The sequence below is a fragment of the Fusibacillus kribbianus genome (assembly GCF_030053595.1).
Classification (GTDB): Bacteria; Bacillota; Clostridia; order Lachnospirales; family Lachnospiraceae; genus Lientehia; species Lientehia kribbiana.
In genome coordinates this window covers 139,169-158,832 of the sequence record NZ_JASGBQ010000003.1, presented here as the reverse complement: position 1 = coordinate 158,832, position 19,664 = coordinate 139,169, and the positions used below count along the sequence as shown (strand labels likewise).

Annotated in this window: 19 protein-coding genes and 1 riboswitch; of the genes, 14 read left to right on the top strand and 5 right to left on the bottom strand. The window is 50.8% G+C overall.

The genetic code is table 11. The features are described from left to right. The 3 genes from QJ036_RS03770 to QJ036_RS03760 all read left to right on the top strand — a co-directional run bounded on the left by QJ036_RS03770 (position 1) and on the right by QJ036_RS03760 (position 2,545). Positions 1-984 carry an ABC transporter permease gene (locus QJ036_RS03770; RefSeq protein ID WP_283230106.1) on the top strand — a complete coding sequence of 328 codons (984 nt, stop codon included), beginning with the start codon at positions 1-3 and terminating at the stop codon, positions 982-984. 305 nt (positions 985-1,289) lie between these two features. After that, positions 1,290-2,351, top strand: coding sequence for a substrate-binding domain-containing protein (locus tag QJ036_RS03765; RefSeq protein WP_283230105.1), 1,062 nt, complete (start codon positions 1,290-1,292; stop codon positions 2,349-2,351). A gap of 41 nt (positions 2,352-2,392) precedes the next feature. After that, complete coding sequence (locus tag QJ036_RS03760) at positions 2,393-2,545, top strand: hypothetical protein (protein ID WP_283230104.1); 153 nt, start codon at positions 2,393-2,395, stop codon at positions 2,543-2,545. A gap of 87 nt (positions 2,546-2,632) precedes the next feature. Here the strand turns inward: QJ036_RS03760 and dhaL are convergent, their stop codons facing one another. The 3 genes from dhaL to QJ036_RS03745 all read right to left on the bottom strand — a co-directional run bounded on the left by dhaL (position 2,633) and on the right by QJ036_RS03745 (position 5,778). Next, entirely contained in the window at positions 2,633-4,387 is a 1,755-nt protein-coding gene (gene dhaL / locus QJ036_RS03755) for a dihydroxyacetone kinase subunit DhaL (protein ID WP_283230103.1), read from the bottom strand. Positions 4,388-4,401: 14 nt separating this feature from the next. Beyond that, a complete protein-coding gene (gene rpiB / locus QJ036_RS03750; RefSeq protein ID WP_283230102.1) occupies positions 4,402-4,857 on the bottom strand; it encodes a ribose 5-phosphate isomerase B in 456 nt (151 codons plus the stop codon). Between the two features lie 63 nt (positions 4,858-4,920). Further along, positions 4,921-5,778, bottom strand: coding sequence for a sugar phosphate isomerase/epimerase family protein (locus tag QJ036_RS03745; RefSeq protein WP_283230101.1), 858 nt, complete (start codon positions 5,776-5,778; stop codon positions 4,921-4,923). 396 nt (positions 5,779-6,174) lie between these two features. On the opposite strand from QJ036_RS03745, the gene QJ036_RS03740 reads away from it, so the two are divergent. From QJ036_RS03740 to QJ036_RS03720, 5 genes are all read left to right on the top strand, one after another. Beyond that, positions 6,175-6,771 carry a hypothetical protein gene (locus QJ036_RS03740; protein ID WP_283230100.1) on the top strand — a complete coding sequence of 199 codons (597 nt, stop codon included), beginning with the start codon at positions 6,175-6,177 and terminating at the stop codon, positions 6,769-6,771. A 186-nt stretch (positions 6,772-6,957) separates the two neighbouring features. Continuing rightward, positions 6,958-7,254 carry an Asp-tRNA(Asn)/Glu-tRNA(Gln) amidotransferase subunit GatC gene (gene gatC, locus QJ036_RS03735; RefSeq protein ID WP_283230099.1) on the top strand — a complete coding sequence of 99 codons (297 nt, stop codon included), beginning with the start codon at positions 6,958-6,960 and terminating at the stop codon, positions 7,252-7,254. A 25-nt stretch (positions 7,255-7,279) separates the two neighbouring features. Beyond that, entirely contained in the window at positions 7,280-8,755 is a 1,476-nt protein-coding gene (gene gatA, locus QJ036_RS03730) for an Asp-tRNA(Asn)/Glu-tRNA(Gln) amidotransferase subunit GatA (protein WP_331487476.1), read from the top strand. Next, on the top strand, positions 8,748-10,181 hold the full coding sequence (gatB, locus tag QJ036_RS03725) for an Asp-tRNA(Asn)/Glu-tRNA(Gln) amidotransferase subunit GatB (protein ID WP_283230097.1): 1,434 nt from the start codon (positions 8,748-8,750) through the stop codon (positions 10,179-10,181). Before gatA ends, gatB begins: the two co-directional genes overlap by 8 nt. A 20-nt stretch (positions 10,182-10,201) precedes the next feature. Continuing rightward, the gene (locus tag QJ036_RS03720; RefSeq protein ID WP_283230096.1) at positions 10,202-10,771 is read left to right on the top strand and encodes a putative ABC transporter permease; all 570 of its coding nucleotides are present in this window, start codon (positions 10,202-10,204) and stop codon (positions 10,769-10,771) included. An 82-nt stretch (positions 10,772-10,853) separates the two neighbouring features. Here the strand turns inward: QJ036_RS03720 and QJ036_RS03715 are convergent, their stop codons facing one another. After that, positions 10,854-12,134: an HlyC/CorC family transporter gene (locus QJ036_RS03715; protein WP_283230095.1), complete on the bottom strand. Its 1,281-nt coding sequence runs from the start codon at positions 12,132-12,134 to the stop codon at positions 10,854-10,856. A 103-nt stretch (positions 12,135-12,237) separates the two neighbouring features. Next, a complete protein-coding gene (locus QJ036_RS03710; RefSeq protein ID WP_283230094.1) occupies positions 12,238-12,606 on the bottom strand; it encodes a TIGR04086 family membrane protein in 369 nt (122 codons plus the stop codon). 163 nt (positions 12,607-12,769) lie between these two features. Between QJ036_RS03710 and scfA the strand changes: the two genes are divergently transcribed. The 6 genes from scfA to QJ036_RS03680 all read left to right on the top strand — a co-directional run bounded on the left by scfA (position 12,770) and on the right by QJ036_RS03680 (position 19,614). Further along, positions 12,770-12,913, top strand: a complete 144-nt coding sequence (scfA, locus tag QJ036_RS03705) for a six-cysteine ranthipeptide SCIFF (RefSeq protein WP_283230093.1) — start codon at positions 12,770-12,772, stop codon at positions 12,911-12,913. Between the two features lie 114 nt (positions 12,914-13,027). After that, the gene (gene scfB / locus QJ036_RS03700) at positions 13,028-14,389 is read left to right on the top strand and encodes a thioether cross-link-forming SCIFF peptide maturase (protein WP_283230092.1); all 1,362 of its coding nucleotides are present in this window, start codon (positions 13,028-13,030) and stop codon (positions 14,387-14,389) included. A 15-nt stretch (positions 14,390-14,404) separates the two neighbouring features. Beyond that, a complete protein-coding gene (gene secD / locus QJ036_RS03695) occupies positions 14,405-16,582 on the top strand; it encodes a protein translocase subunit SecD (protein ID WP_283230091.1) in 2,178 nt (725 codons plus the stop codon). Between the two features lie 3 nt (positions 16,583-16,585). Beyond that, the gene (tgt, locus tag QJ036_RS03690; protein ID WP_283230090.1) at positions 16,586-17,737 is read left to right on the top strand and encodes a tRNA guanosine(34) transglycosylase Tgt; all 1,152 of its coding nucleotides are present in this window, start codon (positions 16,586-16,588) and stop codon (positions 17,735-17,737) included. Further along, positions 17,734-18,036 carry a preprotein translocase subunit YajC gene (yajC, locus tag QJ036_RS03685; RefSeq protein ID WP_283230089.1) on the top strand — a complete coding sequence of 101 codons (303 nt, stop codon included), beginning with the start codon at positions 17,734-17,736 and terminating at the stop codon, positions 18,034-18,036. The genes tgt and yajC overlap by 4 nt, the downstream gene beginning before the upstream one ends. A gap of 54 nt (positions 18,037-18,090) precedes the next feature. Next, a riboswitch (ZMP/ZTP riboswitch) is annotated at positions 18,091-18,172 on the top strand. A gap of 92 nt (positions 18,173-18,264) precedes the next feature. Beyond that, positions 18,265-19,614: a DUF1576 domain-containing protein gene (locus QJ036_RS03680; protein WP_283230088.1), complete on the top strand. Its 1,350-nt coding sequence runs from the start codon at positions 18,265-18,267 to the stop codon at positions 19,612-19,614. Positions 19,615-19,664: the final 50 nt, after the last annotated feature.

Genomic DNA, 19,664 nt, shown 5'->3' with positions numbered 1-19,664 from the left:
ATGGCTCAGAAAAAAGAAGGTAAGATTTTAGGTCTCGAGAGGGAGACATGGCGCAATTTCATGGGTAAGTACGGCGTATCCGTAGTTATGGTAATCATGATCATCGGCATCGCTATCTACAATCCCAGTTTCATCAGCGGCAGAAACATCATGAACGTCGTAACCCAGATTTCTATTAACGGTATGATGGCCTTTGGTATGTGTCTGTGTATCACCATCGGCGGTATCGACCTGACTGTAGGCGCACAGCTCGCTCTGGTAGGCGTTATCATGGGTCAGCTGATCACCAATATGGGATTACCCGTAATCGTAGGTATTCTGGTTGGTGTTTCCGTTGCTACTCTGTTTGGTTTTATCAACGGTTTCTTTATTGCAAAGTTCCGTATGTTCCCCTTCGTTGTTACTCTGTCCATGCAGCTGGTTATCCGTGGTGTTGCTCAGGTTATCTCCGGCGGTAAGGCAATCACCTTTGGTGAGGAAGTAAAGAATATGTACTACGGCAAGCTGTTCGGTGCGATTCCGTATCCCATCGTGGCTCTGGTTGTTGTATTCATCCTGATGTACATTATGTTCCACTGGACCAAGCTTGGGCGTTACATTCTGGCAGTCGGCGGCAATGCAAATGCGGCCGTTGCATCCGGTGTCAGCGAGCTTAAGATCCGTATTATCTGCCACACCATTTCCGGTTTCCTGGCTGGTATTGCAGCAGTTATCATGGCAGCAAAGACCGGTTCCGGTCAGTCCAACCTGGGTGTTGGTTATGAGACCGACGCCGTAGCTGCTTCCGTAATCGGTGGTACCTCCTTCGCAGGCGGTATTGCTACCATGCCCGGTGTACTGATCGGTATCTTCATCGTAGGCTTCATCTACAATGGTATCAACATGATCGGTATCAATGCAAACTGGCAGTCCATCATCCGTGGTCTCGTTATCATCGGAACCGTTATGCTTGATATGGCTATCAACGGAAAGAGCCGTAAATAATCGTTGAAGTTTTCAATAAAGTGAGAATAGACAGGCTCCGGCACAGTGCCGGAGCCTGTCTGCTTTTCGAAAAATAAAATTTCATGGAAAGAAATGAAAGAATACGGAATTGGCATAATGCCAAGGGTTTTCTTTGAATAATTTGGTAAATATGCTGGATTTGGTAAAATTAACAACTAATCTTGTGAAAAATTGAGTGGAAACCATTGGTAAAAAGTTATAAAATTCTATTGACTTAAAGGGGCTAATGTGGTAATATGAACGGGAGCTTGGATATCAAGCAAATCAAAAAGGAGGAAAAAGAAATGAAAAAAGTGTTGGCAGTACTCTTAGCAGCTATGATGGTACTCAGCCTGGCAGCTTGTGGTTCCAAGAAGGAAGAGACCAAGGCTCCCGAGACCAAGAAAGAAACAGAAGCAGCTAAGGAAACAGAAGCAGCTAAGGAAACAGAAGCAGCTAAGGAAGAAGCTAAGGGCGGCGACGTAAACGGCGACGGCAAGATCGTTGTTGGTTACATCTCCAAGAACCTGACTGACCCCTTCCATGGCCCCATCAATACTCATGCTACCGAGACCTTCGATAAGCTGAAAGCTGATGGCGTTATCGATGACTGGACCGGAGTTCTGGATGGTCAGACTCTTCCCGATGTTCAGATCAATGCAGCTAACGACTGCATCACCAAGGGCTGTGACTATGTATTCATCGCTCCTTGTGAGGCAGAGGCTTCCGATCCCGCTGTAACCGAGATGGCTAAGGCTGGTATCAAAGTTATCGTATTCAACTCCAAGACCAAGAGCACTGATGATGTTGCTTGGGTATTCTCCGGTTCCGATGATGTTTACGCAGGCGAACTTCTTGGACAGTGGGTACTGGATAACTGCCCCGATGGTGGTAAGTATGTACACTGCAACGGTATCCTTGGTAACTCCGCTCAGATTCAGAGAACCGAAGGTATGCACAACATCCTCGATCCTCATCCCGAATTCGAGATGGTAGCTGATGAAGATACCCAGTGGAGCGGCGAGAAGGCTGCAACTGCAGCTGAGAACGCAATCGCTCAGTACGGCGATGAGCTGGTAGCTATTATCTGCGATAACGACGATATGTCTTCCGCAGCACAGTCTGCTTGTATCGCAAACGGCCGTCCTGACATCATCTGCGTAGGCGTTGACGGAAACGAAACTCCTCTGAAGATGGTTAAGGCTGGTGAGCTTGGCGCTACCGTTCTTCAGGATGGTGTTGGTCAGCTTCAGGCTGGTATCGATGCTATGGTTGATGATATCAACGGCACCGCTCCCGCTGAGAAGAACATCATGGTTCCTTTCGTTCTGATCACCAAGGACAATGTTGATGAGTATCTGAAATAATTCGTAAGAATTACATACAGAGAAATCTGCGAAATCAGGCCATGTGCGAAAGCACATGGCCTTTTTGCGGACATGCTCCGGAAGAGAAGCGGTATGAGACAGAGGCAACGAAGATCACCGCTCTCGAGACAGATATGAGCTTAGTGAAGCAAGTGGTCAGAGAACATTCGGAAAAAATACAGAAGATGGCATAAACAAATGAAGGAAACCCGCCCATAGTTCCGAAAGAACTTATATGGGCGGGTTCCGTTATATAGTCTGTGAAGAAAGAATTCGGAGTCTTATTTAATGAGACCCTGAATAGAATTGCCGATGGAGGTCAGCATCAGATATGCGCTGGTTGCACCTGCATCCAGGATACCGCGGCTCTTCTCACCGTGGCGGCTTGCACGTCCGATCTTTGCAACCATGCCTTCCGTTGCCTGCCATCCAGCCTTTGCGGCTGCCTTCATGTCCTCAAGAGCAGCTGCGAAATCCTTGCCTGCTTCAAGGGCTGCATTGTAAGCATTTCTTGCGGGATCCATGGCATCCAGCAGACACTTGTCGCCGGGCTTCGCGCCGCCGATATTCATGACACCGTCAACAGCGTTATTAATCATATCCTTGAATACGGCTGCGTCGATATCTTCATCGCTTTCGCAGGCCATGCCCATCTCATCGAAGAACACACCGTAAAGAGGCCCCATGGAACCGCCGATGTCTTCCATCAGAGTCTGGCTCAGAACGTTTAAGCCCTGGGACAGATTGTAGGTGGTTCCTGCCAGCTTCTCTTCGGTCATGGTAAAGCCTTTGTTCATATTGAGGCCGTGATCGCCATCACCGATCTTGCTGTCTACTTCGCAAAGATAATCTTTATTTGTCTGGATGGTTTTGATCAGGTCGAGAACAACACTGCCTGCAGCACTGTTCTTGAAGAAAGCGCCGGAAACGGCTTTCTTGGTTTCGGGGGCAGCCTTTACAGCGGCGGACTCAGAAACGGTTTCATGTTTCACAGCAGCAGCCTGCTTCTGAAGTGTCTCCTGAGCAGCACCGGCCAGAGGAAGCTGCTTTAAACCAACGGAATCGCAGGGAAGATCGATGCATTCCTTCAACTCATCATCCAGCTTCATCAGAGTCAGGGTAACGCCCTTCATTTCAAGGGAGGTGAAGTAGTTGCCTACATAAGCTCTGTGAACCTTGATGCCTTTTTCCTTCAGGATCTCGTTTACTCTGCCGTATACGATGTACTGCTCCATAACAGGAGTAGCGCCGAGACCGGAAAGAAGGGTAACAACCTCATCGCCTTCCTGGAAGGGAAGATCGGGAAGGATGATGTCCAGCATTTCCTCGGCCATCTCATTGGCAGTTCCCAGAGGCTTTACTGCCATACCGGATTCGCCGTGATGGCCTACGCCAACTTCCATGGTTCCCTCTGCGATCTGGAAGGTGGGAACACCGTTGGAAGGGATGGTGCAGGGAGCAGTACCGATTCCTACGGAACGGGTATTGTCAATGGCCTTCTGAGCAGCTGCGATTACTTCATCCAGAGAACCGCCCATAGCAGCTTTTGCGCCGCCGACCTTCCACATCAGGATCTCGCCGGCAACGCCGCGGCGTTTTTCACGTTCCTCAGGGGAAGCGGAGGGAACATCATCGTTGGCAACAACGGTCTTTACGGTGATTCCCTTCTTGGCTGCAGAGCGCATAGCCATTTTAACGTTCATATTGTCACCGGCATAGTTACCGTAAAGAACAGCAACGCCCTTACCGGCATCGGCAGCCTCGATGGCATCCTCAAATGCTTTTGCAGAGGGAGATGCGAAAATTTCGCCGCAGGCAACAGCATCGCACATATTCTTGCCGACATAACCGATGAATGCAGGCTTGTGGCCGGAGCCGCCGCCGGTTACGATGCCGACCTTGCCCTCAACAGGAGCGCCGACATACTTATATACTCTGGAATTGGAGGTGGGGGCAATGATGTCGCAGTTTGCTGCTGCAAAGCCCTTCAGCATATCTTCAACTACATAATCCGGATTGTTAATGATCATATTCATGGGAAAAAACTCCTTTAACGTTTACGGTAAGATTCATCAATTTCATCAATTCTGGCAACCTTGGGGGCGGAGCCGCCGCCTGCAAAATCGCATTTCAGCCAGATATCAACAAGATACTTTGCCAGCTCTACGCCGATGACACGCTCGCCCATACACATGATCTGGGCATTGTTGCTCTTTCTGGAACGCTCGGTGGAGAAAGGATCGTGGCATACGGCAGCGCGGATTCCGGGAACCTTATTGGCAACGATGCTCATGCCGATTCCGGTACCACATACAAGAATGCCTCTCTCAAATTCGCCGCGGGCAACAGCCTCGGCAACCTTCTGGGCAACGTCGGGATAGAGAATGACTTCTCCGGCAGCAGCGCCGAAATCGGTGTACTCGATATCCTCCTTGGTGTCCAGGTGCTTCATGATGGCTACTTTTAATGCGTAAGCGGCCTCATCACAACCAATTGCAATTTTCATGTTTTTTACCTCTTTCTTTAAAACAGCCCGCAGAGCGGATAATCCCTGCGGGCTATATTTTTTTTACAGTTCAGCGGCAATCGCCTTCAGATTTGCAAGACCGTCGCGGGCAAGATCCTCGCCGGTAGGAGCGAAGGTACGCCAGATCGCGCAGTTGCCTGCCAGCTCTTCAAAGCTGGGGTCGAAGGACTCGATAACCAGGGGTCCGTCATAGCCGACTTCGTGAACAGCCTGGAAGAATTCCTTGAAAGGAACAAGACCGGTTCCGGGGATTCCTCTGTCGTTCTCATTTACATGGATGTAACCGAGATATTCCTTACCGCAGGTCTTAACAGCGCCGGCAAAGCTCTTCTCCTCGCGGATCATATGGAAGCAGTCCAGATGAACCTTGATATTGTCGCCGCCTACATCCTTACAGAATTTCACAGCATCCTCTGCGATATTTAAGAAGTGGGTCTCAAAACGGTTGACACACTCTACGCAGATGGTCACATTGCCGGTTTCCTTTGCGTAAGCAACGTTTTCCTTCATGCACTCAACAGCCCATGCCCATTCCTGCTCGGTACGGGGCTTCTTGGTCAGGTATCCCCAGCCGGCATAATTTACGCCGCCCAGAATCGGAGCGCCCAGATAGTTGCAGATATCGATGCACTTCTTCATGGCCTTTACAGAAGCCTTGCGGATCTCCGGGTCGGGGGAGATGGGGTTGGTCTCCGGTGTCAGAGTAGTGGTGCATACACAGTCGATGCCGACTCTTTCCAGTTCTTTCTTAACAGCCTCTGTGGGGAATGTGAAGGGATTGGAAATTGCGAAATCGATACACTCGAAACCCATTTCCTTTGCCTTGGGGATGACCCATAAATCCTTTTCACTGAAGCTTTCAGCCCAGATGAAGCTGTCTACACCAAATTTGAAATACATGTGGTTGTCCTCCCAATCTTTAATAATGGTTGAAATGGCTGCAGGCAGCCTGAGATTGCTGTCCGTAAAACGTGAAGCATCACCGCCTGAAAAGGGGAAATGTGCAATATGCCAACAATTCTCAGTTACCTGATTATAGATTACACGGAAAATATGGAAATGTCAAGAGAAAACGGTCATTTTTCACATGAAAAGGGTGAAAAAATTGTTAATAATTACTAATGGACTTGAGGGGTTGTCTGAAAAAACACTGTGTATAATGTTGAAACCGGGTTATCTATGAAAAAAATATAAAAAGATTGCGCTTTTTCTATATTTAATGATAAAATAATCTCATGTGCAAACAAAAAGAAAAGCGCCTTCTGAAAGAAAAGAAGGCCGGAAAGGCGGTTCGTATTGGAAGAGGAAAAGAAAAATGTGGAGATAGAAGAAACGGAGGAAACGACTGAGGCAGTTTCCGATGCCGGGTCCGGGGAGGAGGCTTCCGAAGAAGCTCCCAAAGAGCGTCGTGGTCTGTTTGGAGCCAAGAAGCGGGAACGCAATGAGGGAACAGTCCTGATGCTTTATACGGTGGCAGCGGTTTATCTGTTTTATTCTTCTTTTTCTACAATCAGCGATCTGGTAAATGGAAAGGTGGAAGCCGGACGGGATACGGTCATCAGCGTCATTTTTGCAGTCATTTTTGCAGCGGCGGCAGCGTGGATATTGTTCACCGCATGGAAGATAAAAAAGACCATGAAGGAAAAGGAACGGGAAGAACAGGAGCGCCTTGCGGAGGAGGCGAGGGAAAATGGAGAAGAACCTCCGGCTCCCCCTGTAAAAGGCGGTGTGCTGGGAGCCATGTTTGCAAAGCCGCAGATCGAACAGCCTTCTGTGGCATCCAGAGCATCTGTCTATTATAATCCTGCCGAGGAAGAGGAAGCCGAGGGGGAAGAGGAGGAATCGGAAGGGACAGAAGATGCCACCGAAGAAACAGCCTCCGGCAGGGAGTAAGAAAACGAAGAGGAGAGATGATGATTTCCCCTTGTCAACCTGAAAAAACTGTGATACGATAAACTACGATTTCCGGGCTGAGGAAATGCTGTGGTTACGTTGTAGAAAAGGAATCTTGGAGTCCGGGATACGTTTGAAGTATTCCGGACTTTTCAGATGTCAGATCTTTTGCAGGAAGGAGCAGTTATGGCTAAAAATGTGATTTCAGACGAAACCATTGATTATGTAGGGATCCTGGCCAAGCTGGAGCTTTCTCCGGAGGAGAAGGAGCAGGCTAAAAAGGATATGGCAAATATGCTGGATTATATCGATATGCTGAATGAACTGGATACGACGGGAGTGGAACCTATGTCTCATGCGTTCCCGCTTCATAATGTGTTCCGCGAGGATGTGGTAGTGAACGGTAATGACAGGGAGAATATGCTGGCAAACGCACCGGACCGGAAGGACGGCTGCTACAAGGTGCCGAAGACCGTGGAGTAGATAAGGAGGAAATACCGTGAGCTTGATGAGTCTGACAGCAGTTGAATTAGGTAAAAAAATAAAGACAGGAGAGGTTTCCGTCCGGGAAGCGGCAAAGGCTTCTCTGGCGGCAATTGCGGCAAGGGAAGAGGCAGTTCACAGCTTTGTGACTGTGGTGCCTGAGGAGGCAGTTCTGGCCCGTGCAGTTGAGGTGCAGAGGCTGATTGACGAGGGTGCATTGACCGGTCCCCTGGCCGGAGTTCCGGTGGCCATCAAAGACAACATGTGCACAAGGGGACTGTTGACCACCTGCAGCTCCAGGATCCTGGGGAATTTTGTTCCTCCCTATACGGCAGAGGCGGTCCTGAATCTGGAAAAGGCAGGTGCAGTGATTGTGGGAAAGGCAAATATGGATGAGTTTGCCATGGGAAGTACCACAGAGACCTCCTGGTTCGGCGTGACACGAAATCCCTGGAATACGGAACATGTGCCCGGAGGTTCTTCCGGGGGCTCCTGTGCAGCCGTAGCGGCGGAGGAATGCTCCTATGCATTGGGCTCAGACACCGGCGGGTCGATCCGGCAGCCCAGCTCCTTCTGTGGTGTGACCGGCATTAAGCCCACCTATGGAACCGTATCCCGGTACGGACTGATCGCCTATGGTTCTTCACTGGACCAGATCGGACCGATCGCGAAGGATGTGACGGACTGTGCCGCCATTCTGGAGGCCATTGCCTCCCACGATGCGAAGGACAGCACCAGTGTAAAGCGGGAGGATTATGATTTTACGGCGGCTTTGGTTGATGATGTAAAGGGGATGAAGATCGGGATTCCCCGTGATTATTTCGGAAAGGGACTGGACGGAGAGGTAAAGGATGCCATTCTCCGGGCGGCCGCAGTGCTGGAAGAAAAGGGCGCTGTGCTGGAGGAATTCGATCTGAGTCTGGTGGAATATGCGATTCCGGCCTATTATGTCATTGCTTCTGCGGAAGCCAGCTCCAACCTGGCCCGGTTTGACGGCGTAAAATATGCCTACCGGAGTGAAGAGTTTGAAGGACTTCATCAGATGTACAAAAAGACCCGTTCCGAGGGCTTCGGAGAGGAAGTCAAGAGAAGGATCATGCTGGGCTCCTTCGTTCTCAGCAGCGGCTATTACGATGCCTATTATCTGAAAGCGCTCCGCACAAAGGCGCTTATTAAGCAGGCCTTTGACAAGGCCTTTGCCAGATACGATCTGATTCTCGGACCTGCGGCACCGACCACGGCGCCCCGGCTGGGAGAAAGCCTGAGTGATCCCATCAAGATGTATCTGGGAGATATTTATACGATTTCTGTGAATCTGGCAGGACTGCCGGGCATCAGCGTGCCCTGCGGCACCGACAGCAAGGGGCTTCCCATCGGAATGCAGCTCATTGGCGACTGCTTCCAGGAGAAGAAGCTGTTCCGTGCGGCCTATGCCTATGAACAGACGAGAGCCTATGAACATTGTCCGCTGGCAAAGAAAGGAGTTTCCGAAGATGAGTAAACAGTATGAAACCGTCATTGGTCTGGAAGTCCATGTGGAGCTGGCGACAAAGACAAAGATATTCTGCTCCTGCAGCACCAGGTTTGGAGGCGAACCCAATACTCATACCTGCCCGGTATGTACCGGTATGCCCGGTTCCCTGCCGGTTCTCAACAAGCAGGTGGTGGAATATGCGGTGGCGGTGGGGCTGGCGACCAACTGCACCATCACGCAGAACTGCAAATTTGACAGAAAGAATTATTTCTATCCCGATAACCCTCAGAACTATCAGATTTCCCAGCTGTATCTGCCAATCTGCAGAAACGGCCATGTGGATATTGAGACGGCGGAGGGGCCGAAGTCCATCGGAATCCATGAGATCCATATGGAGGAGGACGCCGGCAAGCTGATCCACGATGAGTGGGATGACTGTACTCTGGTGGATTTTAACAGGAGCGGCGTGCCCCTCATTGAGATCGTTTCCGAACCGGATATGCGCTCGGCGGAGGAGGTTATCGCATACCTCGACAAGCTGCGCCTGATCATTCAGTACCTGGGAGCTTCTGACTGCAAGCTTCAGGAGGGTTCCATGAGGGCAGATGTGAATCTGTCTGTCCGCGAGGCGGGGACTGAAAAGTTCGGAACCAGAACAGAAATGAAAAACCTGAATTCCTTCAAGGCCATTGCCAGAGCAATTGAAGGAGAACGGGAGCGGCAGATTGCAATTCTCGAGGACGGAGGTCAGGTGATCCAGGAGACCAGACGCTGGGATGACAATAAAGAATGCTCCTACGCCATGCGTTCCAAGGAGGATGCGCAGGACTACCGTTATTTCCCGGAGCCGGATCTGGTGCCGGTGGTCATCAGCGATGAGTGGCTGGCTGAGATCAAATCGAGACAGCCGGAGCTTCGTGACGAGAAACGGCTTCGCTATAAGGAGGAGTATGGAATTCCCGAGTACGATATCGATATTCTGACTTCGGAAAAGAAGCTGGCGGATATCTTCGAGGAGACCATTGCCCTGGGCTGCAAGCCGAAGGAAGTATCCAACTGGCTGATGGTGGAGACCATGCGGCTTCTGAAGGAGGCGGATATGGATGCGTCCGATCTTTCCTTCAGTCCCAAAAATCTGGCGGCACTCATCGGTCTGGTGGAGCAGGGAAAGATCAACAGAACGGTTGCAAAAGAGGTATTTGAGGTTCTGTTTAGAGAAGATATGGATCCGGTCTCCTACGTGGAGGAGAAGGGACTCATCATGGTTCAGGATGAGGACGCTCTTCGCAGCACCATTGAGGAGATCGTGAAAAACAATCCTCAGTCAGTGGAGGATTACCGGAGCGGAAAGAAGAAGGCTATGGGCTTTTTGGTGGGACAGACGATGAAAGCCATGAAGGGAAAAGCGGATCCGGCCCTGGTCAATAAGATACTTGCAGAAATCCTTGGGTGATTTGAGAGCGGAGAATTACGATGTGGGATATTAAGGTGTTTTCAACAGATTTTTATCATGCGGTTAACTGGTTTTTGCTGTACAGTATGCTTGGATGGCTGCTGGAATCGATTTATATGTCCTTCTGCAATAAAAGGCTGACCAACCGCGGCTTTGTCCGCGGACCGATCTGCCCTATTTATGGTGTAGGCTTTCTGGGCGCCTATTTCCTGTTTAAACCCATTGCCCACAACTGGCCGCTTCTTTATGTGGTGGGTTGTATTTCGGCAACAGCACTGGAATTTCTGGTGGCGAAGGTGATGATCAGGATCTTTGGGGCCGTGTGGTGGGATTACAAGGATAAGCCCTTCAATTATAAGGGAATCCTTTGCCTGGAAAGTACCCTGGCCTGGGGCATTTATGCCATCTGCCTGTTTGCCTTTGTCCATAAGGGGATTTCCTGGCTGTCGGACAGCTACAGTGTGACGGTGGGAAAGATTTTTGTCATTGTCGGAGCGGTTTATTATATTTCCGATTTCATTTACTGCGCCGTGCGGGCGAAACGGAATGAGGGCCTTGACAAGGATGGAATTTTGGTAAAGACAGAATAAAAAAACGCCCGTCTCTGAACTTTTCCGCAATGAGGCATGTCTGCCTGGAAAAGTTCGGAAACGGGCATTTTTGTATTTTTATTTATAGATCTTCTTCGCTGCTGTCCTCGCCGGGCTCCGGCAGATACATCCGGACCCATTCGATCCGGTTCTTATCCATGGCTTCCACCACAAAGCGGATGCCCTGGGTGACAACGCTTTCGCCAGCCTCGGGGAGATGATCCAGCTCTCCGATGATCAGACCGCCCACCGAATCGTAATCCTCGGAAGAGAGGGTTAACTCGAGCGCTTCGTTGATATCGTCCAGCTTCATGGAGCCCTCCACCCGATATTCCAGGTCTCCGATCTTCTGAAGGCTCTGCAGCTCATCCTCGTCATATTCGTCGCGGATCTCGCCGACGATCTCTTCCAGAAGATCTTCCAGAGTCACCAGTCCTGCGGTGGCACCGTATTCATCCAGAACAATGGCGATGCTTACGGAATTCTGGCGCATTTCCATGAAAAGCTCCGAGGTCTTTTTAAATTCATAAGTAAAATAAGCTTCCCGAAGGTAATTCTGTACCTGGAAGGGCGTTTCCTTCCGATAGAACAGGAGATCTTTCATATTGATGATACCGATCACATTGTCGGTGGTATCCCGGTAAACGGGAATGCGGGTAAACATGCATTCACGGTATATTTCTAGGAGCTCATCGTAGGTGGCATCCTCGCTGGCAAATACCATGTTGATGCGGGGAACCATGATATCTCTGGCCTGGGCATCTCCGAAATCTACCACGTTGTTAATCATTTTCCGCTCTTCACTCTCGATGACACCCTCTTCATGGCTGACATCGACGATAGTGCGGAGCTCATTTTCCGTAATGGTCTCGGTCTTGGCATCGGGATCCACATGCATGAGACGGAGGAAGCCTCTGGCCAGCAGGTTGACGATAAAGATCACAGGCGTCAGAATTTTCATCAGCACGGAAATGATACCGGCGAACCGCAGTGCCATGGCTTCTGCCTTCAGGGTAGCCATGGTCTTCGGGGAGATCTCTCCGAAGATCAGGATCAGCAGGGTGAGAATGCCGGTGGCGGCTCCCACATAGGCATTGCCCAGTTTCCGGATCACAAAGGTGGTGATGAGGGAGGAGGAGCTTAAGTTCACCACATTGTTGCCGATCAGAATCGCGCTGAGCATTTTGCTCTTGTTGTGAACCACCTTCTCCAGAGTCACGGCACGTTTGTTTCCCTCCTCCACCAGGGTACGGATCCGCAGCGGGCTGATACCCAGAAGCGCAGTCTCCGCGGAGGAAAAGAATGCTGATAAAAATAACAGGATTACAATACTGACAATCTGTATGACGTCACTTGGGTCCAAAAAAAATCACTCTCCTAAATAGTATTATATGGGAATGATTGTACAATATCGACGCAGTGATGTCAAGAATCGCGACCCGGGAGGATCTGCTGTTTTAAGCCTTTCAGCTGAGCATTCCGCCGATGACACCGCTGCCGGCACAGAGGCCAAGGCTTAACAGAAGCCTGGAAAGGCCGCTTTGGATCCCCTTGCCCAGGAGAAGGGACAGAAGGAGCAGGATGCCAAAGTAGAGGAGTCCCGATAGGCCTCCCCATAAAAACCGGCGGGTCTTAAGCTGCTTTCCGGAGAGGAAGCCCCCGAAAAAGCAGGAGAGTACATAGATGATGTATACGCCTGCCTGGATCTGGTCTCTGGACAGCTTCATCTTATAGAGAAGAAAGGACAGAAGGAGCAGCAGAAGGCCGCTGAGGACATAGGAGAGCAGGAGAGAACGGAGCAAATAGAGAGGTTTGCTTTTGGGGATGGATGCCATGGGATAACCTTCTTTCTGATGAATAAAATAGGAAGCAGAATATGGAGGACGTCTGTCCGCTGCTTAAGACATCGTATGTCAGAATATTTGGAAAAAGACCTTTTCTTATGGAAAAAACTGTGCTATAATCATTTAAACTGGGTTAAGATAGGAGGATAGGATCATGAAGAGAGTAAAGACATTGACTTCCAGCACGTTGAAGGAGTCCATGAAGAAGGGTGGCTGCGGCGAGTGCCAGACTTCCTGCCAGTCTGCCTGCAAGACTTCCTGCACAGTGGGAAATCAGTCCTGCGAAAATCATAAATAATTGGGGATGGGGGAGCGAGTCTTCGCTCCCACATTCTTGCAATACGACATGTAAGGGGACACTTTGCATACGCGAAGTGTCTTTTCTTCCGTTATAGAGAGGAGCTTGGATACTGTGATCCATCAGTATAAAAACAACGGATACAATATTGTCATGGATGTGTGCAGCGGAGCAGTTCACGTGGTGGATGACGTGGTCTATGATGCGGTGGCCGTCTATGATAAAGAAGGAAAAGAGGCCGTGAGCGGCGCTCTTTCGGGAAAATATCCCGAGAAAGAGGTGGAGGAGGCTCTGGAGGAGATCGAGGAGCTGAAAAGCGAAGGCCTTCTGTTCACCGAGGATATTTATGAGCAGTATGTGAAGGATTTCAAGAGCAGAAAGACTGTGGTAAAGGCCCTGTGTCTCCATGTGGCCCATGACTGCAACCTGGGCTGCAAATACTGCTTTGCGGAGGAAGGAGAGTACCACGGCCGCCGTGCTATCATGAGCTATGAGGTAGGAAAAAAGGCCTTGGATTTTCTGATTGCCAACTCCGGAAACCGCAGGAACCTGGAGGTGGATTTCTTTGGCGGTGAGCCCCTCATGAACTGGGAGGTGGTGAAAAAGCTGGTGGCCTACGGACGGTCCCAGGAGAAGGAGCACAACAAGAATTTCCGTTTTACCATCACCACCAACGGCATGCTGATGACCGATGAGGTCATTGATTTCGTCAATAAGGAAATGGCAAATGTGGTCTTAAGCATTGACGGCCGCAAGGAGATCAACGACAGGATGCGTCCCACCAGGAACGGAAAGGGCTCCAGCTACGATATCATTATGCCGAAGTTCAAGGAGTTTGCAAAGAAGCGCGGGGATAAGAGCTATTATATCCGGGGAACCTTCACCAGATATAATTTGGATTTTGCCGAGGATGTGCTGCATTTTGCCGACGAAGGCTTTGATCAGATCTCTGTGGAGCCGGTGGTTGCGCCTCCGGAGGCGGATTATTCCATCCGGGAAGAAGATCTTCCGAAGATCCTTTCCGAGTATGACCGTCTGGCAAAGGAGTTTATTAAGAGAAAGAAAGAGGGAAGGGGCTTTAACTTCTTCCATTTTATGATCGATTTAAGTCAGGGCCCCTGTGTGGCAAAACGGCTGTCCGGCTGCGGATCCGGCACGGAATATCTGGCTGTGACACCCTGGGGAGACCTTTATCCCTGCCATCAGTTCGTGGGGCAGGAGGAATTCCTGCTGGGCAATGTGGACACCGGAGTGACAAACACGCAGGTCCGCGACGAGTTCAAGCTCTGCAATGTCTATGCCAAGGAAAAGTGCAGGGACTGCTTTGCCAGATTTTACTGCAGCGGCGGCTGTGCGGCCAATTCCTGGAATTTTAATGGCTCGATCACCGGAGCCTATGACATTGGCTGTGAGATGCAGAAGAAGCGGATCGAGTGTGCGATCATGATAAAGGCCGCTTTGGCGGATGAGTCTTAAAAAGGAGAGAATACAATGAAAACCTATGCAAAGAAGAATTCCGGACGGGGAAAGGGTATCCTCTGTCTGCTGGTTCTGCTGGTCCTTGTCGCAGGCCTTTACTATACGGCTCTGATGGGACTGGGCAGCGACGGCTCCGGAAGTATGAGCGACATCAAGCTGGGCCTGGATCTGGCCGGCGGTGTCAGCATTACCTATCAGACCGTAGATGAGAATCCTTCCGAAACGGACATGCAGGATACCATCTACAAGCTGAAGCTTCGTGTGGACGGCTACAGCAATGAGGCTGAGGTTTACCAGGAGGGCTCCAACCGGATCAATGTGGATATTCCCGGTGTGTCCGATGCCAACAAGATCCTGGAGGAGCTGGGTCAGCCCGGTACTCTGGCCTTCAAGGATCCCGACGGCAATGTGGTCCTCACCGGTGATGATGTGAAGGATGCACAGCCTGCGGGTAAGAAAAATCAGCTGACCGGTGCAACGGAATACTCCGTTTCCCTGCAGCTCAACGATGAGGGCAGTCAGAAATTTGCCGAGGCAACCGAAAAATTTGTGGGACAGGCGATCTCCATTGTTTATGACGGAAAGACGGTGTCTGCTCCTACGGTGAAGGAGAAGATCACCGGAGGAAACTGCAGCATCGACGGCCAGTCTTCCTACGAGGAGGCAAGCCAGCTGGCTTCCACCATCCGGATCGGTTCCCTGCCTCTGGAGCTTAAGGAGATCCGTTCCAATGTGGTAGGAGCAAAGCTGGGACAGGATGCGATCTCCACCAGCCTCAAGGCAGGCCTCATCGGCTTTATCCTGGTGGCTGTTCTGATGATTGCCATTTACTGGATCCCCGGTGTGGCGGCAGCCATCGCTCTGGCCTTCTATGTAGCTCTCGTGATCGTATTCTTAAGTGCTTTTGATATTACCCTGACTTTGCCCGGTATTGCCGGTATCATTCTGTCCATCGGTATGGCCGTAGACGCCAATGTGATCATTTTTGCCAGAATCCGTGAAGAACTGGCAGCGGGACGAACTGTAAAATCCGCCATTAAGGAAGGCTTCCGCAGAGCTCTTTCTGCCATTGTGGACGGCAACGTGACCACTCTGATCGCAGCGGCAGTGCTTCTCTGGAGAGGCTCCGGCACCGTCAAGGGCTTCGCGCAGACACTGGCTCTCGGCATCGTGCTTTCCATGTTCACAGCGCTTGTGGTCACAAAACTGGCGCTGAATGCTCTTTACAGCATTGGCTTCCAGTCAGAGAAGCTGTATGGAAAAGCAAAGCCGCCGAAGAAGATCAATTTCGTCAAAAAGAAGATGGTCTGCATCATCTGCTCTCTGGCAGTCATCGCAGCCGGTTTCGTGGCCATGGGCGTGTATGCAAACGGCAGCCAGGGCAGCATTTTGAATTACAGTCTGGAATTTAAGGGCGGCACCTCCACCAATGTGACCTTCAACGAGGACATGTCCATGGATACCATCCACAGCGACGTGATTCCTCTGGTGGAAGAGGTTACCGGCGATGCCAATGTGGAGACGCAGAAGGTGACCGGTACCAACGAGGTCATCATCAAGACACGAACTCTTTCCGTGGAGGAGAGAGAAAGCCTCAACGACAAGCTGGTGGCTGCCTACGGTGTGGACAAGGAAAACATCAAGGCGGACAGCATCAGCGCCACCGTAAGCTCGGAGATGAAGCGGGATGCCGTCATCGCCGTGATCGTGGCTACCATTTTCATGCTGATCTATATCTGGTTCCGGTTCAAGGATATCCGGTTTGCAACAAGTGCGGTCTTTGCCCTTGTTCATGATGTGCTGGTGGTTCTGGCCTTCTATGCCATCACCAAATGGAGTGTCGGAAACACCTTTATCGCATGTATGCTGACCATCGTCGGTTATTCCATCAATGCGACCATCGTGATCTTCGACCGGATCCGCGAAAACATGAAGGCCATGGGCACCAGGGCGGATCTGGCCGATGTGGTGAATTTAAGCATCAATCAGACTCTGAGCAGAAGCATCTATACCTCACTGACCACCTTCATCATGGTATTTGTCCTGTTTATTCTGGGCGTATCCTCCATCCGGGAATTTGCCATGCCGCTGATCGTCGGCATCATCTGCGGAGCATATTCCTCCGTATTCCTGACCGGACCGATCTGGTATCTGATGAAGACCAAGTTAAAGGCAAAAGAGCAGAAATAATCTATGTATAAAATACTGACAAAGGACGGACGGGCCAAGCGTGCCAGGCTTGAGACTGTCCACGGGACTGTGGAAACTCCCGTATTTATGAATGTAGGAACGGCGGCGGCCATCAAGGGTGCCGTCGCCACCTCCGATCTGGAACAGATCGGGACACAGATCGAGCTTTCCAACACCTACCATCTTCATGTGCGGCCCGGCGACCAGGTGGTGAAAAAGCTTGGCGGTCTTCACCGGTTTATGTCCTGGGACAAGCCCATTCTCACCGATTCCGGCGGCTTTCAGGTGTTTTCCCTGGCGGGGCTGCGGAAGATAAAGGAAGAGGGCGTGTATTTTAACTCCCATGTGGACGGACGAAAGATCTTCATGGGACCGGAGGAGAGCATGCAGATTCAGTCCAATCTGGCCTCCACCATTGCCATGGCCTTTGATGAATGTGCGCCGGCCAAGGCAGAGCGGGACTATATCGAAGCATCCGTGGCACGGACCACCAGATGGCTGGCCCGCTGCAAAGCGGAGATGGAGCGGCTGAACGGCCTTCCCGACACCATCAATCCTCATCAGCTTCTGTTTGGGATCAATCAGGGCGCTGTTCTTGACGATGTCCGTATCCGCCATGCGGCGGAGATCGCGGAAATGGATCTGGACGGCTATGCCATTGGCGGACTGGCTGTGGGGGAGAGTCATGAGGAAATGTATCACATTCTGGACGTGACAGTACCTCATCTGCCGGAGGAGAAGCCCACCTATCTGATGGGGGTCGGCACACCGGCCAATATCCTGGAGGCAGTGGAGCGGGGCGTGGATTTCTTCGACTGTGTCTATCCTTCACGCAACGGGCGTCACGGACATGTGTATACCAATTACGGAAAGCTGAACCTTTTTAATGCCAAATATGAGCTGGATACTCGTCCCATTGAGGAGGGCTGCGGCTGTCCGGTGTGCAGGCGTTACAGCAGAGCATATATCCGGCATCTTTTGAAAGCCAAAGAAATGCTGGGAATGCGTTTTTGCGTCTTGCATAATCTTTATTTTTATAATACAATGATGAGTGAGATACGGGAAGCGATCGAGAATCATCGCTTTGCCGAGTATAAAAAAGAAAAACTGGAGCGGATGGAAGGCTCCTGTGAGGAAAAAGGAGAACAGATATGAATTTATTAGCAGCCAGCGGCATGGGCGGTGTAGGATTCTGGGTCATTTACATTGTAGTCATCATCGCTTTCATGTATTTTATCGCAATTCGTCCTCAGAGAAAGCAGCAGAAGCAGCTGCAGGCTCTCATCGCCAGCATGGAGGTTGGTGACAGCGTGGAGACCACCAGCGGTTTTTACGGTGTGATCATCGACATTACCGATGATATGGTTATCGTGGAATTCGGCGGAAACAAGAACTGCCGTATCCCCATGGTCAAGACAGCCATTACAAGAGTCGAGAAGGCCAACGCAGAATAATTTGCAAAATGGGTTGACGGAGTCTGAAAACTGTGTTATATTCTTAACATAATATAAGGTTTCGGTTACTGACGGACAAACGTGAAAAACACGGTGTAGCCGGAATCCATATGAGCCGACCGTCTGGGCAGCATTTGTGTTTGCGAATGCTGCCTTTTCTGTTATCTGCGGCAGAAGGCCGGCGGCTGTCACAGTGGGTTTGATACTTAGGGAAAGAAGGTATGCAGTATGAAAGAGAAAACGGTGGATAACAGCAAAATGATTCTTCGGATCCTGTTCGGATTCTCCGTCGCGTTTGTGATCGGCGCTCTGTGCGCGGGCGATTACGGAAATCTGTTTCCGGGGCTTTGGGCAATCTGGACCCATCCGGCTCAGTTTACCATGGATTATTTTGTTCTGGGCGGTCTTGGGAGTGCCTTTCTGAATACGGGTCTTGTGGCGCTGTTTTGCTGCGCTCTGCTGTATGTGACAAAGGCCAGATGTACCGGTCTTACGGTGGCAGCCTTTTGGCTGAATGTGGGATTTGCCACCTTCGGTATGAATCCGGTCAATATGTGGCCGTTCTTCCTGGGTGTTTTTGTGTATTCCAGGATCAAGAAGGTATCCTTCGGAAGTGTGGCCAATCTGGCCATGTTCTCCACGGCACTGGCACCCTTCGCCAGCGAGTTCATGTTCCGTTATCCCAATGCAGAGGTCAGCGGCTTTTCCGTGGTGGGCCTCATCGGCACAGTGATCTTCGGCATTGTGGTGGGCTGCGTGATGCCTGCCCTCTGTGCACATGCTCCGGCATTCCACAAGGGCTATGATTTATACAATGCAGGACCGGCGGCAGGCTTCCTGGCGTTCCTCATGTTCTGTATCTTTTTCAAGTCACCGGGGGTTGAGGTGCCCACAAACACGAAGCTGGGTGACGGTTATCAGGTATTTGTCAGTGTGTTCTTCCTGATCGTATTCGTTCTCTGTCTTGCTGCGGCATATATGCTGGACAGGGAGTGCTTCAAAAACTACAGGGCGCTCTGGAAGAGCGACAGCTATAAAACAGATTTTACCGAAAAATTCGGAATCCCGGCCACACTGGTCAACATCGGTATTTACGGGATCTTCGTGCTGCTGTATTTCAATCTGGTCCGCGGAATGGCTGTGGCGGACGGAGACGTGGTGTTTACCGGGGCAAAATTCACTGGTGCTACTATGGGCGCTATCATGTGCATGATGGCATTCAGCGCCCAGGGAACTCATCCCAGAAATGTGTTCCCCATCATGATTGGATATGCACTGGCTTCCCTGCTTCCCTTCTTCATGGCGATGGCAGGTGTTGTGCCGGCTCAGAGCTGGACCCTGACTACCCAGGGGATCCTGGTGGGCATGGCCTTCGCCAGCGGCCTGGCGCCGGTGGCAGGCCGATTCGGTTTCCCGGCAGGGGTGGCAGCCGGCGCTATCCATGCGATCCTCGTCACCAGCGTACCGGCTCTTCATGGAGGCTTCTTGCTGTATAACGGCGGATTCACGGCGGGCATTGTGGCCTTTATCCTGATCCCTGTACTGGAATGCTTCATGAAGCCCAGAGAAGAAAAATAAACGGAATACATAAAAAGCCGTCGGAGAGGGCAAAAATGCTTTTTCCGGCG